Genomic DNA, 13,886 nt, shown 5'->3' on the forward strand with positions numbered 1-13,886 from the left:
CTCCCCCGCACGCGTGGGAGGGATGAAGGGTGGGGGGCAGGGGCAACCAGAGCGCGCCCGTAAACGCCGGAGCCCTACTCCGCCGCCTCGCCCGGAAAGTTCCGGCGCCGCTCGCGTTCCTCGATCAGGTCGAGCAGATCCTCGGCGGCCTTGAGCACGTCCGTGCCCGGCCCGAAGATCGCGGCAATGCCCGCTTCCTTCAAGAAGGCATAATCGCGCTGCGGGATCACCCCGCCAACGATCACCGCCTTGTCGGCGGCATCGCGCGCGGCCAGTTCCTTGACCAGGATCGGCGCAAGCGTGGTGTGCGCGGCGGCGTGCGAACTCATGCCGACGATCTCGACATCGTGATCGACCGCCATCTGCGCCGCCTCGTCGGGCGTCTGGAACAGCGGCCCGACATGGACGTCGAACCCCATGTCGCCGAAGGCCGTTGCGATCACCTTGGCGCCGCGGTCGTGCCCGTCCTGTCCCATCTTGGCGATGAAGATCGACGGCGCCCGCCCGCTGCCGGACTTGCGCGCCTCGATCCGCGCCCGGATGCCCGCGAAGCGCGCATCGCCTTGATAGGCCTCGCCATAAACGCCCCGGATGGTCACCACATCGGCGACATGCCGGCCGAACGCGGCCTCCATCGCCGCCGATATCTCGCCGACCGTGGCGCGCGCCCTTGCTGCCTCCACCGCCCTTTCGAGCAGATTGCCCTTTCCGGACGCGGCGGCCTCTTCCAGCGCCGAGAGCGCGGCGCCGCATGCCGCCTCGTCGCGGCTCGAGCGGATGCGCTTGAGCCGCGCCACCTGCGCCATGCGCACCGCCTCGTTGTCGACGTTGAGAAGATCGATCTCCTCTTCGGCCTCCAGCCGGTACCTGTTGACCCCGACGATCACCTCCTCGCCCCGGTCGACGGCGGCCTGACGCCGCGCCGCCGCCTCCTCGATCAGCCGCTTGGGCAGGCCGTCCTGCACGGCCCCGGTCATGCCGCCGAGCGCCTCGACCTCCTCGATCAGGTCCCAGGCCTTGTCGGCCAGTTCCTTCGTCAGGCTTTCGACATAATAGGACCCGGCCAGCGGATCGACGGTGCGCGTCACGCCGGTCTCGTGGTTCAAGATGAGCTGCGTGTTGCGCGCGATCCGCGCCGAGAACTCGCTCGGCAGCGCCATCGCCTCGTCGAACGAATTGGTGTGCAGCGATTGCGTGCCGCCCAGCACCGCCGCCAGCGCCTCATAGGCGGTGCGCACGACATTGTTGTAGGGATCCTGCTCCTGCAAGGACACGCCGGACGTCTGGCAGTGCGTGCGCAGCATCTTCGATTGCGGTTTCTTCGGTTCGAACTCCTCCATGATCCGCGACCACAATAGCCGCGCCGCGCGCAGCTTGGCCGCCTCCATGAAGAAATCCATGCCGATACAGAAGAAGAACGACAGCCGGCCGGCGAACGCGTCGACATCCATGCCCTTTTTCAGCGCCGCGCGCACATATTCGCGCCCGTCGGCGAGCGTGAAGGCAAGCTCCTGCGTCAGCGTCGCCCCGGCCTCCTGCATGTGATAGCCGGAGATCGAGATCGAGTTGTAGCGCGGCATCTCGCGCGCGGTGTACTCGATGATGTCGGCGACGATCCGCATCGAGGCCTCGGGCGGGTAGATATAGGTGTTGCGGACCATGAACTCCTTGAGGATGTCGTTCTGGATGGTCCCGGACAATTGCGCCCGGTCCACGCCCTGCTCCTCGCCGGCGACGATGAACATGGCGAGCACCGGAATCACCGCGCCGTTCATGGTCATCGACACGCTCATCTCGTCGAGCGGAATGCCGTCGAACAGGATCTTCATGTCCTCGACCGAATCGATGGCGACGCCCGCCTTGCCGACATCGCCGACGACACGGTCATGGTCGGAATCATAGCCCCGGTGCGTCGCCAGATCGAAGGCCACCGAAAGCCCCTTCTGGCCGGCGGCCAGCGCCTTGCGATAGAACGCGTTGGACTCTTCGGCCGTCGAGAAGCCCGCATATTGGCGGATCGTCCAGGGCCGGCCGGCATACATGGTCGCGCGCGGCCCGCGCGTGAACGGGGCGATGCCCGGCAGCGAGCCCAGATGGTCGAGCCCTTCGAGATCGGCTTCGGTGTAAAGTGGCTTGACGGCGATGCCCTCGGGCGTCTGCCGGACCAGATCGTCGGGCGAAGCGCCCTTGAGTTCGCGTTCGGCCAGTTCGCGCCACCGGTCGAGATCGCCCTTGTGCGGCTTGGTCATGGCACACTCCGTTTTCCCGCCGTCATAATGCGCCCGGCGCGCCCTGCAATGCAACGAATGTATGGACGCCGGCCTTGCCGGTCGCTATCAGCGGCGCCATGCGCGTTGTCTCCATCGGCGAATGCATGATCGAGCTCTCGGACCGGCAGGCCGATCGCTGGCGCATGGGTTTTGCCGGCGATACCTTCAACACGCTGTGGTATCTGCGCGCCCTGCTGCCCGCCGACACCCAAACGGACTACGTGTCCGCCTTCGGCGACGACCCGTTTTCGGCCGAGCAGATCGCGTTCCTGTCCGAGCACGGCATCGGCATTGCAAGGAGCCCGAAGATCGCCGGCGCCGTGCCCGGCCTTTATGCGATCACGCTCGATGCGCGCGGCGAACGCTCCTTCACCTACTGGCGCAGCACCGCCGCCGCGCGCCGGCTCGCCGACGACCCGGCCGCCCTCGCCGCCAGCCTGACCGGTGCCGATCTGATCTATTTCTCCGGGATCACGCTGGCGATCCTCGAGCCGGCCGGCCGCCGCACCCTGCTGACCGAGTTCGCCAAGGCGCGCAAGGCCGGCGCGATCATCGCCTTCGACCCCAATTACCGGCCCCGCCTTTGGGCCCATGCCGACGAGGCGCGTCAGACCATCGGCGCGGCCTATGACGTCGCCAGCCTGGCCCTGCCGACCTTCGACGACGAGGCGGCGCTGTTCGGCGATGCCGACGCCCAGGCGACGATCGCGCGCATCGCCCCGCACGGGCCGGCCCGCATCGTCGTCAAGGCGGGCAGCGATGCCGCCGTCCTCTACGATGGCGGCGCAATGCACACCATCGCCCCGCCCGAGACGGTCGAACCGGTCGACACGACCGGCGCCGGCGACAGCTTCAACGGCGCCTTTCTGGCCTCGCTGCTGACCGGCGCCAGCGCGCCCGAGGCGACCGGTTACGCCCATCGCATCGCCGGCCGAGTGATCACCCATCACGGCGCGCTGATGCCGTTGCAGGCCCTGGCCGCGCTGCGATAGCCATGCGCCATTACGGCCTTTTCCTTGGCCGCCAAACGGTCTACAGACCGGCTCGAAAGACGGCAAGGGCGCCCCGGGGCGGCGCGAGGAAACAAGGGACGACAACCGTGGCCACAACCTTCGACAAAGTCGCCGACATCATCGCCGAGACCAGCGAGATCGACCGCGACACCATCACCCCCGAAAGCCACACCATCGACGATCTGGGCATCGACAGCCTCGATTTCCTGGACATCGTATTCGCCATCGACAAGGAATTCGGCATCAAGATCCCGCTCGAGCAATGGACCCAGGAGGTCAATGACGGCAAGGTGCCGACCGAGGAATATTTCGTGCTGAGCAATCTGTGCGGCAAGATCGACGGACTGGTGGCCGCCAAGACAGCCTGAGGCCGCGCACCGGCGGGCGGGAGAAGCCATGACGCATCGCGTCGCCATCACCGGCATCGGCCTGATCAGCTGCCATGGGGTCGGCGCGGCCGAAACATGGCAAGCGCTTGCCGAAGGCCGCGATCCGGTGGTCGATGGCCGGACGCTCGCGCCCTATCCGATCCATCCGGCGCCCGAGATCGACTGGTCCGAGCAGATCGCAAGGCGCGGCGACCAGCGCCAGATGGAACCCTGGCAGCGCCTGGGCACCTTTTGCGCCGGGCTGGCGCTCGACGATGCCGCGATCAAGGGCGAGGAGACGCTGACCGGCACGATGGACATGATCGTCGCCGCCGGCGGCGGCGAGCGCGATGTCGATGTCGACAGCGCCATCCTCGCCGAGGCCGCCGCCGGCCGCAACGATCACGGCATGCTGATCAACGAGAAGCTGACCACCGAACTGCGCCCCACCCTGTTCCTGGCCCAGCTTTCCAACCTGCTCGCCGGCAATATCTCCATCGTGCACAAGGTCACCGGTTCCTCGCGCACCTTCATGGGCGAGGAGGGCTCGGGCATGTCGGCGCTGGCGACGGCCGCCGCGCGCATCCGTGCCGGCCAGTCCACGCATGCTCTTGTCGGCGGCGCCTTCAATGCCGCCCATCCGGACATGCTGCTCAGCTACGAGCTGGTCGGGCACCTGCATCGCGGCGATTGGGCACCGGTCCTTGGCCGCTCCAAGGCCGATGGCGGCGGCATGATCATGGGCTCGGGCGCCGCCTTCCTGGTGCTCGAAGCGGCCGAACACGCGCATGCGCGCGGCGCGCGCATCTATGCCGAACTCGGCGCGGTCGCCGCCGACAATGGCGATGACGAAGCGGGCGCAACGACGGCGCGCCTTGGTCGGCTGGCCGCCGAAACCGGGCTCGGCGAGGCCGACATGGTGATCACCACGCCCAGCGGCGCCCATGCCCGCACGGCCATCGAGATGGTGTTCCTCGCCGAAACGCTGGCCGACACGCCGCTGCGCGCCGTCACCAACACGACAGGCTCCCTGCGCGACTGCCAGTTTCCCTTCGGCGTCGCGCTGGCCGCGCTCTCGGTCCATCACGGCGCGTGCCCGGCCGCAACGCAACCCGGCCACGAACGACCGCTTGACGGCGCCCCGTCGAGGATCGGCGTCCTGACCATCGGCTGCGAGGAGGCCGAGGGGGTCGCCATGGTCACCGCGGCGACGGGATTGACGTCATGAGCGCGACCACCGATCATCTGGGCCGGCCGACCGTCGCCATCACCGGCGCGGGCATCGTTTCCCCGCTGGGACGGGGCAAGGCCGACAACTGGGCGGCGCTCTGTTCGGGCACGTCCGGCATACACATGATCACGCGCTTTCCCACCGCGCATCTGCGCACCACCATCGCCGGCACGGTTGATTTCATCGGCCCGCCCGACACAACCGCCTCCGAGCTGACCTACGCGCTCGCCGAAGCGGCGGCGCTCGAGGCGCTCGCCGAAGCCGGCCTTGACGATGGCGATTTCGCCGGCCCGCTCTTCGTCGCCGCCCCGCCCGTGGAGGTCGAGTGGCCGCAGCGCCTGGCGCTCGATGCCGTCGGCGCGCGCCAGGGCGGCGAGCCCGGCTATGCGCGCATGCTTGGCGCCGCGCGCGCCGGCGCCGGCACGGCGTTCGTGCCGAGCGCCCGCTTTGCCGCCGTCGCCAACCGGCTCAAGCGACGCATCGGCGCACGCGGCCTGCCGGTGACGCTGTCAACGGCCTGCGCCTCGGGCGCCACGGCCATCCAGCTCGGCGTCGAGGCGATCCGGCGCGGCGAGGCGACCCGCGTCGTCTCCGTCGGCACCGACGGGTCGGTCAACGCCGAATCGTTGATCCGCTTTTCGCTGCTGTCGGCGCTGTCGGCCCACAACGAGGTTCCCGAGCGCGCCTCGCGGCCCTTTTCGAAGGACCGCGACGGCTTCGTCATGGCCGAAGGCGCCGGCGCCTTCGTCATGGAACCGTTGGCCGCCGCCCGCGCCCGCGGCGCCACCGTTCTGGGCATCGTCGAGGGCTGCGGCGAAAAGGCCGACGATTTCCACCGCACCCGGTCCAAGCCCGACGGCTCGCCGGCAATGGCGGCGGTGCGCGCAGCGCTTGACGATGCCGGCGTCGAGCCCGGCGCCATCGACTACATCAACGCCCATGGCACATCGACGCCCGAAAACGACAAGATGGAGTGCCTGTCGCTGAGTCAGGTCTTCGGCGAGGGGATCGGCGGCGTGCCGATCTCCTCCAACAAGTCGATGATCGGCCACACGCTGACCGCCGCCGGCGCCATCGAGGCGGTGTTCTCGCTGCTCACCATCCGCACCGGCACGCTGCCGCCGACGATCAACCACCAGACCCCGGATCCGGCGCTTGCCGTCGACTGCGTGCCCAATGTCGCCCGCGCGCAGGCGGTCACCCGCGTTCTGTCCAACTCGTTCGGCTTTGGCGGGCAGAACACCTGCCTTGTCATTGCCGGCGAACCCGCCTAGACCGTCGCCGCTTCCAACGCTTCCGCAAGGATCGCCCATGCGCGCGCTTCAACTCGTCGAGGACCGCAAGCTCGAACGGGTCGACATCGACCCGCCGCCGCCGCCCGGCCATGGCGAGGTCCGGCTGAAGGTGCAGGTCGTCGCGCTCAACCACATCGACGTGTGGGGCTGGCGCGGCATGGCCTTTGCCAGGCGCAAGCTGCCGCTGACGATCGGTGCCGAGGCGAGCGCCCTGGTCGATGCGGTCGGCCCGGGCGTCGCCGGCCTCGCGCCCGGCCAGCTCGTCGCGATCTTCGGCGCGCGCACCTGCGGGCTGTGCCGCCCGTGCCGGCAGGGCCGCGACAATCTGTGCGAGCATGTCGGCGGCGTGCACGGCTTCCACCTTGACGGCTTTGCCGCCGAGACGGTGACCATGCCGGCGCGCAATTGCGTGCCCGCCCCGCCCGGCGTCGATGCGGTGGCCGCCGCCCTCGCCCCGATCACCTTCGGCACGGTCCAGCACATGCTGTTCGACAACGCCCGGCTCGAGTCCGGCGAGACCATCCTCATCCATGCCGGCGGCTCGGGCATCGGCTCGGCCGCCATCCAGTTCGCCAAGGCCATCGGCTGCACGGTGATCACCACCGTCGGCTCGGACGAAAAAATCGAGCCGGCCAGGGCGCTCGGCGCCGACCACGTCATCAACTACCGCACCGACCGGTTCGAGGGCGCGGTGCGCAAGCTGACCAAAAAGCGTGGCGTCGACGTCGTCTTCGAGCATGTCGGCGCGGACACCTGGGCCGGCTCCATGCTCTCGCTCAAGCGCGGCGGACGGCTGGTCACCTGCGGTTCGACATCGGGCGTTTCCGCCCAGACCAATCTGATGATGCTGTTCCAGCAGCAATTGCGACTGATTGGCTCGTTCGGCTGCACCATGACCAACATGGCCGACGCCATGGAGACGATGGCGCGCGGCCATGCCCGGCCGGTCATCGATACCGAGGTCGACTGGGACAGCATCGACAACGCGCTCGCGCGCATGGAAACGCGCGATGTCTTCGGCAAGATCATCGCGCGCCTCGGCGGCTGAGCGCGCGCCATGACGCCGCTGCAAGTCCGGCTGCTCAAGCTGTCGCAGCGCACCAGGCGGGCGCGCTACTGGCTCGAGGCCAAGGGCGTCTTTGCGATCCTGGCCCTGCTCGAACGATTGCCGGCCGACCGTGCGATCGGCGCGATGGCCTGGCTGCTCGAGCGCATCGGCCCGCTTGTGCCGCGCCACTCGATCGTGTGCGACAACCTCCGGAATGCCATGCCCGAACTGACCGAATCCGAGCGCACCGCGATCGCCCGGGGCATGTGGGCCAATATGGGCCGGCAGATCGCCGAATACGTGGTTCTCGACCAGTTGTTCGACTACGACCCCGATGCCGCCGAGGACGGCCGCATCGAGGTGCGCGGCAAGGACATCTTCATCGACATCGTCCGGTCCGGCAAACCGGTCATCTTCTTTACCGGCCACACCGGCAATTTCGAGTTGCTGCCGATCTGCGCGGCCACCTTCGGGCTCGAGGTGACCGCGCTGTTCCGGCCGCCCAACAACCCCTACATCGCCAAGCGCGTGCTCGCCGCGCGCACCACGACCATGGGCCAGCTCGTGCCGTCCAGGGCCGGCGCCGCCGCCGGCCTCGCCCGCGCCCTTGCGGACGGCAAGTCCGTCGGCGTGCTCGTCGACCAGAAGTTCCACCGCGGCCGGCTGGGCACCTTCTTCGGCCGGCCGGTGCGCACCAACCCGCTGCTGCCCAAGCTGGCGCGGCAGTTCGACTGTCCGGTCCACCCGGCCCGCTGCGTGCGCCTGCCCGGCAACCGCTTCCGGCTCGAACTGGAAGAAGCGATCGCCCTGCCGCGCACGGGCGACGGCGCAATCGATGTCGACGCGACCACGCAACAGCTCAACGATACGGTCGAGCGCTGGGTGCGCGAATATCCCGACCAGTGGATGTGGCTGCACCGCCGCTGGGATCCGGCCGCGCTCTGAAGCGACAGCTTTCGACAACCTTCACGCGAATTCCGCGCAAGGCACCGCTTAAGGGTCCCGGATCGATAGTCCGGCCGTCCGCCGGAGACCATCGATGTCCGAACCGACGCCTGCGAGCCGCGCCCTGCCCGTCATCCTGGCCACCGACAGCCTGCCCATGCTGTGGCCGTCCTCGACGCGCGAGCGGCCCTATACGCTGGTCCCCGGCGCCGACGGCCGGTCGCCGCTGGAGCGCCTGGCCGGTGCGCTTGCCGAAGCGGCAGGATTTGCCCCGCCGTTGCTGTTTGCCGCCGAATGGAACGCGCGCGCCGCCCGCGACCAGCTCGTCGATGCGCTCGGCCTCGATCCGACGGTGATCAGCGCCCCCGCCGATTGCAGCGCCGCCGCGCTCGCCGCGATCGCCGCCCTGTGGGCGAGCCGCACGACCGGCCTGCCCGAGCGGCTCGTCTTCATCCCCGCCAATCTCGCCGCGGCGAACCCGCAGGACCTCGCACGGGCCCTGAGCGCGCTTGCCGGGGGCGATGCCAACGCACCGAACGGCTGTTGCCTGCTCGCCCGCCACGCCGACGAAGGCGAGGACGGACCGTTCATCGAGCCCTACATGACGCCCAGCCGCAGCGGCTGGCAGCCGATCCGGACCGTGATCGAGGATCGCCCGGCCGCCCTCGTCACGCCGGACCTGGTGTTGGCTTCGCTCGGCGCCGCCTCCGCAAGGATCGATCCGCTGATCGACGCCATCGCCCGAACCGCGCCCACCCTGCTCCAGGCCGCCCGCAACGCACTCGGCGCGGCGACCACGCTCCGGGACGCAACCGTGCGCCCCTCGGCCAATTTCCTGGCGCTGGCCGGTCGGCCCGACCTGACGACGCTTCTGGGCGCCGACCCGCATGCCCTGCGCGTGCGCGTCGTCGACACGGTCGGCTGCGTGACGACGTGGAACGACGCCAACGCCCGGCCCACCTCGATCGCGCCCGATCCGAAGAGCGCCGGACGCGTCAAGGTGGTCGGCGGCGAGGCGCTGCGGCGGATCGAGGGTCCCGGCGGCGTTCTCTTGCTGGATCGGGCGCACGCCCGCGCGGTGACCATTCCCGACGACGGCGCATGCGCCGACGGCACCGCCACCGACCCGCCGGTCAGCTTCGAACGGGTTTCAAGCCACGACAAGACCGATCTGTGGCGCATCACCCTGCAGCCCGGCGCACGGCTCGAGCCGAGCTTCCATTTCAGGCGGTTCGAGCGCTGGAGCGTGGCCGCCGGCTCGGCACGCGCCTTGCTGGACGGCATCGCCCACGAGGTCGAGGCCGGCGAGACGCTGCACATTCCGCCGCGCACCAGCCACGGGCTCGAAAATGCCGGAAACGCGCCCCTGGTCGTCTATGAACTGCGCGTCGGCGCCATCCGCGACGACGACGACACCATCCGCATGCCGCCATCGGCGGCCCGGGCCGACAGGCGCACCGCCTGATCGCCCGCCGGTCAGTAGCTGATGCTCACCCGCATGTTCGCCGGCCCCACCTGCCGCGTCAGATTGTAGAGCGTGCGGGCATGGCTGGTGCGCAGCCGGATGCAACCATGCGAGGCCGGCCGGCCCAGCCGCGACACATAGTTGGTGCCGTGAATGGCATAGCCGCCCCGAAAGAAGATGGAATAGGGCATCGGGCTCATGTCGTATTTGCGCGAATACCACATCTTGTGCATCCGCTTGGGACTGTAGGTGCCCGTCGGCGTCCTGTAGCCCTTGCGGCCCGACGAGATCGCCCAGCGATACAGCACGCGGCCGTTCTTCTTGACCGTCATGGTCTGGTTGGAGAGGTTGACCTGCGCGACGAGCCGCGCGGCCAGCGAACTGCTCACGCCAGCCAGCAGCACCGCCAAGACCAGCAACAATGACGCAACGAACCGTTTCATGGGCTTCCCCCGAGACCAACGCAACACGCATCGAGGATACACCGGCCTGCCGATCCGGCCCAGCAAGACCTTGGACTGATTGCCCCCCGCGTTCGCCGCACCGCACAATGGCTGCTGACACGGCGGCCCCAACCGGTCTATGACGGACCCGTCCGAGACCGGAGACCGTAACGCACGATGATTTCACGAATTGCCCTGGCCACCACGGCCGCCCTCGCCCTGACCGCCGCCGCCCACGCCCAGCGCACCGATCTGACGCTGGGCATGGTGCTCGAACCGCCGCATCTGGACCCCACCGCCGGTGCCGCCGCGGCGATCGACGAGGTCCTTTATGCCAATGTGTTCGAGGGGCTGACCCGCATCGGGCACGATGGCGCGGTGCATCCGGCGCTGGCGCAAAGCTGGACCATCTCCGATAACGGGCTGGACTACACCTTCACGCTGCGCCAAGGCGTGCAATTCCATGACGGCACGACCTTCGAGGCGAGCGATGTCGTCTTCACGCTCGACCGTGCCCGTGCCGAGGACTCCACGAATGCGCAGACCGCCCTTTTCGCACCCATCGAGACGGTCGAAGCGCTCGACGACCTGACCGTTCGGGTCACCCTGTCCCGGCCTGCCGGCGATTTCCTTTACAATCTGGGCTGGGGCGACGCGGTGATCGTGGCGCCCGAAAGCGCCGATACCAACAAGGAGAACCCCGTCGGCACCGGCCCCTTCCGCTTCGTGAACTGGCAGAAGGGCGCCGCCGTCAATCTGGCGCGCACCGACGCCTATTGGGGCGAGGCGCCGGCGCTGGAGACCGTGCAGATCCGCTTCATCCCCGATCCGGCGGCGGCGAGCGCCGCGCTTCTGGCCGGCGACGTGCACGCCTTTCCGAACCTGCCCGCGCCCGAGAGCCTGCCGCAGTTCCAGGCCGACCCGCGCTTTGAGGTGGCCGTCGGATCGACCGAGGGCGAGACGGTCCTGTCGACCAACAACCAGAGGCCGCCCTTCGACGACATCCGCGTGCGCCGGGCGATCGCCCATGCCATCGACCGCCAGGCGATCATCGACGGCGCCATGTTCGGGTTCGGCACGCCGATCGGCAGCCACTTCGCGCCGCACCACCCGGCCTATGTCGACCTGACCGACACCTACCGCCACGATCCCGACATGGCCCGCGCCCTGCTTGCCGAGGCCGGCTTCGCGGACGGCATCTCGGCGACGCTCAAGCTGCCGCCGCCCTCCTATGCGCGCCGCAGCGGCGAGGTCATCGCCGCGCAACTGCGCGCGGTCGGCATCGATCTTCAGATCATCCCCGTCGAATGGGCGCAGTGGCTGGAGCAGGTCTTCACCAATGCCGACTACGACCTGTCGATCGTCTCCCACACCGAGCCCAACGACATCGGCATCTATGCGCGCGAGGACTACTATTTCGGCTATGACAACGCCGAGTTCGACGCCGTGATCGACCAATTGTCGGTCACCGCCGAAGAGGCCGACCGCTACGCCCTGTTCCGCAAGGCCCAGGAGATCCTGGCCCGCGACGCGGTCAACGGCTTTCTGTTCCAGCTTCCAAAGAACGGCGTCTGGGACGCCCGGCTCGAAGGGCTGTGGGAGAATTCGCCCGTCCAGGCCAACGACGTCACGAAGGTCAGGTGGGTGGAGTGAGAACGGCACGACGCTCGTTGGTCACCGTGATGAAGCGCCCGCCTCCCCCTTGAGGGGAGGCACGCGATTGGTCCGGCGCAGCCGGGCCAGAGCGGGTGGGGGCAACAACCAGGCACGACGATAGTGGTGTCGGCGCGAACGGCGCGATGGCCGAGTACAACCGATACCCCCACCCGGATCAGCTTCCCTTCGGGACAAGGCCGAAGGTCGCTTCTCCGACCTCCCCTCAAGGGGGAGGTTGGGCGCCCCTTCCGCCAGCTCCGAGCGCGCAGCGAGCGCGGTGCCACGCATTCAACGCCTTGGGCAAACCGGCCAGTTGCGCTAACCCTTGCCCATGCTCGCCTACACCGCGCGCCGCCTGCTGATCGTTCTTGTCACGCTGCTTTGCGCCAGCGCGGTGGTCTTCTTCGTGCTCGAGATCGTGCCCGGCGACCCGGCGCGGCTCATGCTGGGGCTCAACGCATCCGATGCGGCCGTTCAAGCGCTGCGTGAACAAATGGGCCTCAACGAGCCTGTTTTGATTCGCTATTTCGCCTGGCTCGGCGGCATGGCGCGCGGCGATTTCGGAACCTCCTTGACCTATTCGGTGCCGGTGATCGAACTGATCGGCGAACGTGTCATGGTCTCTGTGCCGCTGGCGCTGATCGCGCTTGTCATGTCGACGGCGATCGCCATCCCGCTTGGCATCTTCACCGCCGCGCGGCGCGGCCGCCCGGCCGACACCGCCGCCATGGCCGGCGCCCAGCTCGGCATCGCCATCCCCAATTTCTGGTTCGCCCTGCTGCTCGTCTGGGTCTTCGCGATCACGCTGCAATGGCTGCCCGCCGGCGGCTTTCCGGGCTGGTCCGATGGGCTGTGGCCCGGCCTGAGCGCGCTCCTGCTGCCCGCCGTCGCGCTCGCCCTGCCGCAGGCGGCGATCCTGACGCGCATTACCCGCTCCGCGCTCATCGAGACCCTTGCAGAGGACTATGTCCGCACCGCCCGGGCCAAGGGCCTGCCCGCGAGGGTCGTTCTGTGGCGCCATGCGCTGCGCAATGCGCTGATCCCGGTGCTGACGATCCTGGGCCTGCAATTCGCATTCCTGCTCGCCGGCACGATCATCATCGAGAACGTGTTCTACCTGCCCGGGCTCGGCCGGCTGGTCTTCCAGGCCATCGGCCAACGCGACCTGATCGTGGTCGAGGGCGTCGTCGTGCTGCTGGTGGCGACCGTGGTCTTCGTCAATTTCCTCGTCGATCTGGCCTATGGCTGGGCCGACCCGCGGCTCAGACGCCGATGAGCACCGACCCGCTCATTGCCGCCGGACACGAGGACTGGCGCCTTTTCGTCGCCAAGGCGCGCGCCAACCGGTCGTTCCAGGCCGGTGCGGTGCTCACCCTCGCCGTGCTCGCCATGGCCGCGCTGTCGCTGGTCTGGACGCCCCATGACGTCGCCGCCCTGTCGATTTCCGACCGGCTGCAGCCGCCCTCCGCGGCGCACTGGCTGGGCACCGATCATTTCGGCCGCGACATCGTCTCGATGATCATGGCCGGCAGCCGCAATTCCATCGCCGTCGCCCTGATCGCGGTTGGCATCGGCGTCGGCATCGGCGTGCCGCTCGGTTGCTGGGCGGCGGCGCGGCGCGGGCTCGTCGACGAGGTGCTCATGCGCGCCTCCGACATCGTCTTCGCCTTCCCCGCCCTCGTTTCGGCGGTGATGATCACCGCGATCTTCGGGCCCGGCGCGGTCAATGCGATCATCGCCATCGGGATCTTCAACATCCCGGTCTTTGCGCGGGTGGCGCGCGGCGCGGCGCTGGCCCTGTGGCCGCGCGAGTTCATCCTGGCCGCGCGCGCCAGCGGCAAGGGCGCAGCGCGCATCACGATCGAGCACATATTGCCCAACATCGCCAACCTGCTGCTGGTGCAGGGCACGATCCAGTTCTCGCTGGGCATATTGGCCGAAGCGGGGCTGTCCTATGTCGGCCTTGGCGCGCAGCCGCCGGCGACGAGCTGGGGCCGCATGCTGGCCGAGGCCCAGACCATGATCGCCATCGCCCCGCAAATGGCGCTGGCGCCGGGCATCGCCATCATCGTCACCGTTCTGGGCCTGAACCTGCTCGGCGACGGGCTGCGCGACGTGCTCGACCCCAAGCTGCGGCGGGAGCGCTGAGCCG

The 13,886-nt window shown here is 68.9% G+C and carries 12 protein-coding genes; 10 read left to right on the forward strand and 2 right to left on the reverse strand.

The genetic code is table 11. The features are described 5' to 3' along the window. Nucleotides 1-74: 74 nt before the first annotated feature. A complete protein-coding gene (gene scpA / locus RBB34_RS17260; RefSeq protein ID WP_306120491.1) occupies nt 75-2,249 on the reverse strand; it encodes a methylmalonyl-CoA mutase in 2,175 nt (724 codons plus the stop codon). 98 nt (nt 2,250-2,347) lie between these two features. Between scpA and RBB34_RS17265 the strand changes: the two genes are divergently transcribed. The 7 genes from RBB34_RS17265 to RBB34_RS17295 all read left to right on the forward strand — a co-directional run bounded on the left by RBB34_RS17265 (nt 2,348) and on the right by RBB34_RS17295 (nt 9,635). After that, nucleotides 2,348-3,262, forward strand: coding sequence for a sugar kinase (locus RBB34_RS17265; RefSeq protein ID WP_306120526.1), 915 nt, complete (start codon nt 2,348-2,350; stop codon nt 3,260-3,262). Between the two features lie 107 nt (nt 3,263-3,369). Then, the gene (locus tag RBB34_RS17270) at nt 3,370-3,651 is read left to right on the forward strand and encodes an acyl carrier protein (RefSeq protein ID WP_306120492.1); all 282 of its coding nucleotides are present in this window, start codon (nt 3,370-3,372) and stop codon (nt 3,649-3,651) included. A gap of 28 nt (nt 3,652-3,679) precedes the next feature. Then, nucleotides 3,680-4,879 (forward strand): beta-ketoacyl-ACP synthase, encoded by a 1,200-nt coding sequence (locus RBB34_RS17275; protein WP_306120493.1) that lies wholly within the window; start codon nt 3,680-3,682, stop codon nt 4,877-4,879. Next, entirely contained in the window at nt 4,876-6,156 is a 1,281-nt protein-coding gene (locus RBB34_RS17280; protein ID WP_306120494.1) for a beta-ketoacyl-ACP synthase, read from the forward strand. The genes RBB34_RS17275 and RBB34_RS17280 overlap by 4 nt, the downstream gene beginning before the upstream one ends. A gap of 37 nt (nt 6,157-6,193) precedes the next feature. Beyond that, a complete protein-coding gene (locus RBB34_RS17285; RefSeq protein ID WP_306120495.1) occupies nt 6,194-7,225 on the forward strand; it encodes a zinc-binding dehydrogenase in 1,032 nt (343 codons plus the stop codon). A gap of 9 nt (nt 7,226-7,234) precedes the next feature. Further along, nucleotides 7,235-8,170: a lipid A biosynthesis lauroyl acyltransferase gene (locus tag RBB34_RS17290; protein WP_306120496.1), complete on the forward strand. Its 936-nt coding sequence runs from the start codon at nt 7,235-7,237 to the stop codon at nt 8,168-8,170. A 94-nt stretch (nt 8,171-8,264) separates the two neighbouring features. Further along, nucleotides 8,265-9,635 (forward strand): cupin domain-containing protein, encoded by a 1,371-nt coding sequence (locus tag RBB34_RS17295; RefSeq protein ID WP_306120497.1) that lies wholly within the window; start codon nt 8,265-8,267, stop codon nt 9,633-9,635. Nucleotides 9,636-9,646: 11 nt separating this feature from the next. Here RBB34_RS17295 and RBB34_RS17300 read toward each other — a convergent pair whose 3' ends face one another. Further along, nucleotides 9,647-10,078 carry a L,D-transpeptidase gene (locus RBB34_RS17300; RefSeq protein ID WP_306120498.1) on the reverse strand — a complete coding sequence of 144 codons (432 nt, stop codon included), beginning with the start codon at nt 10,076-10,078 and terminating at the stop codon, nt 9,647-9,649. 177 nt (nt 10,079-10,255) lie between these two features. Between RBB34_RS17300 and RBB34_RS17305 the strand changes: the two genes are divergently transcribed. From RBB34_RS17305 to RBB34_RS17315, 3 genes are all read left to right on the forward strand, one after another. Next, nucleotides 10,256-11,731, forward strand: a complete 1,476-nt coding sequence (locus tag RBB34_RS17305; protein WP_306120499.1) for an ABC transporter substrate-binding protein — start codon at nt 10,256-10,258, stop codon at nt 11,729-11,731. Between the two features lie 334 nt (nt 11,732-12,065). Continuing rightward, nucleotides 12,066-13,010, forward strand: a complete 945-nt coding sequence (locus tag RBB34_RS17310; RefSeq protein ID WP_306120500.1) for an ABC transporter permease — start codon at nt 12,066-12,068, stop codon at nt 13,008-13,010. Further along, on the forward strand, nt 13,007-13,882 hold the full coding sequence (locus RBB34_RS17315) for an ABC transporter permease (RefSeq protein ID WP_306120501.1): 876 nt from the start codon (nt 13,007-13,009) through the stop codon (nt 13,880-13,882). Before RBB34_RS17310 ends, RBB34_RS17315 begins: the two co-directional genes overlap by 4 nt. Nucleotides 13,883-13,886 lie beyond the last annotated feature (4 nt).

It is taken from the genome of Roseitalea sp. MMSF_3546 (genome assembly GCF_030732865.1).
GTDB lineage: Bacteria > Pseudomonadota > Alphaproteobacteria > Rhizobiales > Rhizobiaceae > Roseitalea.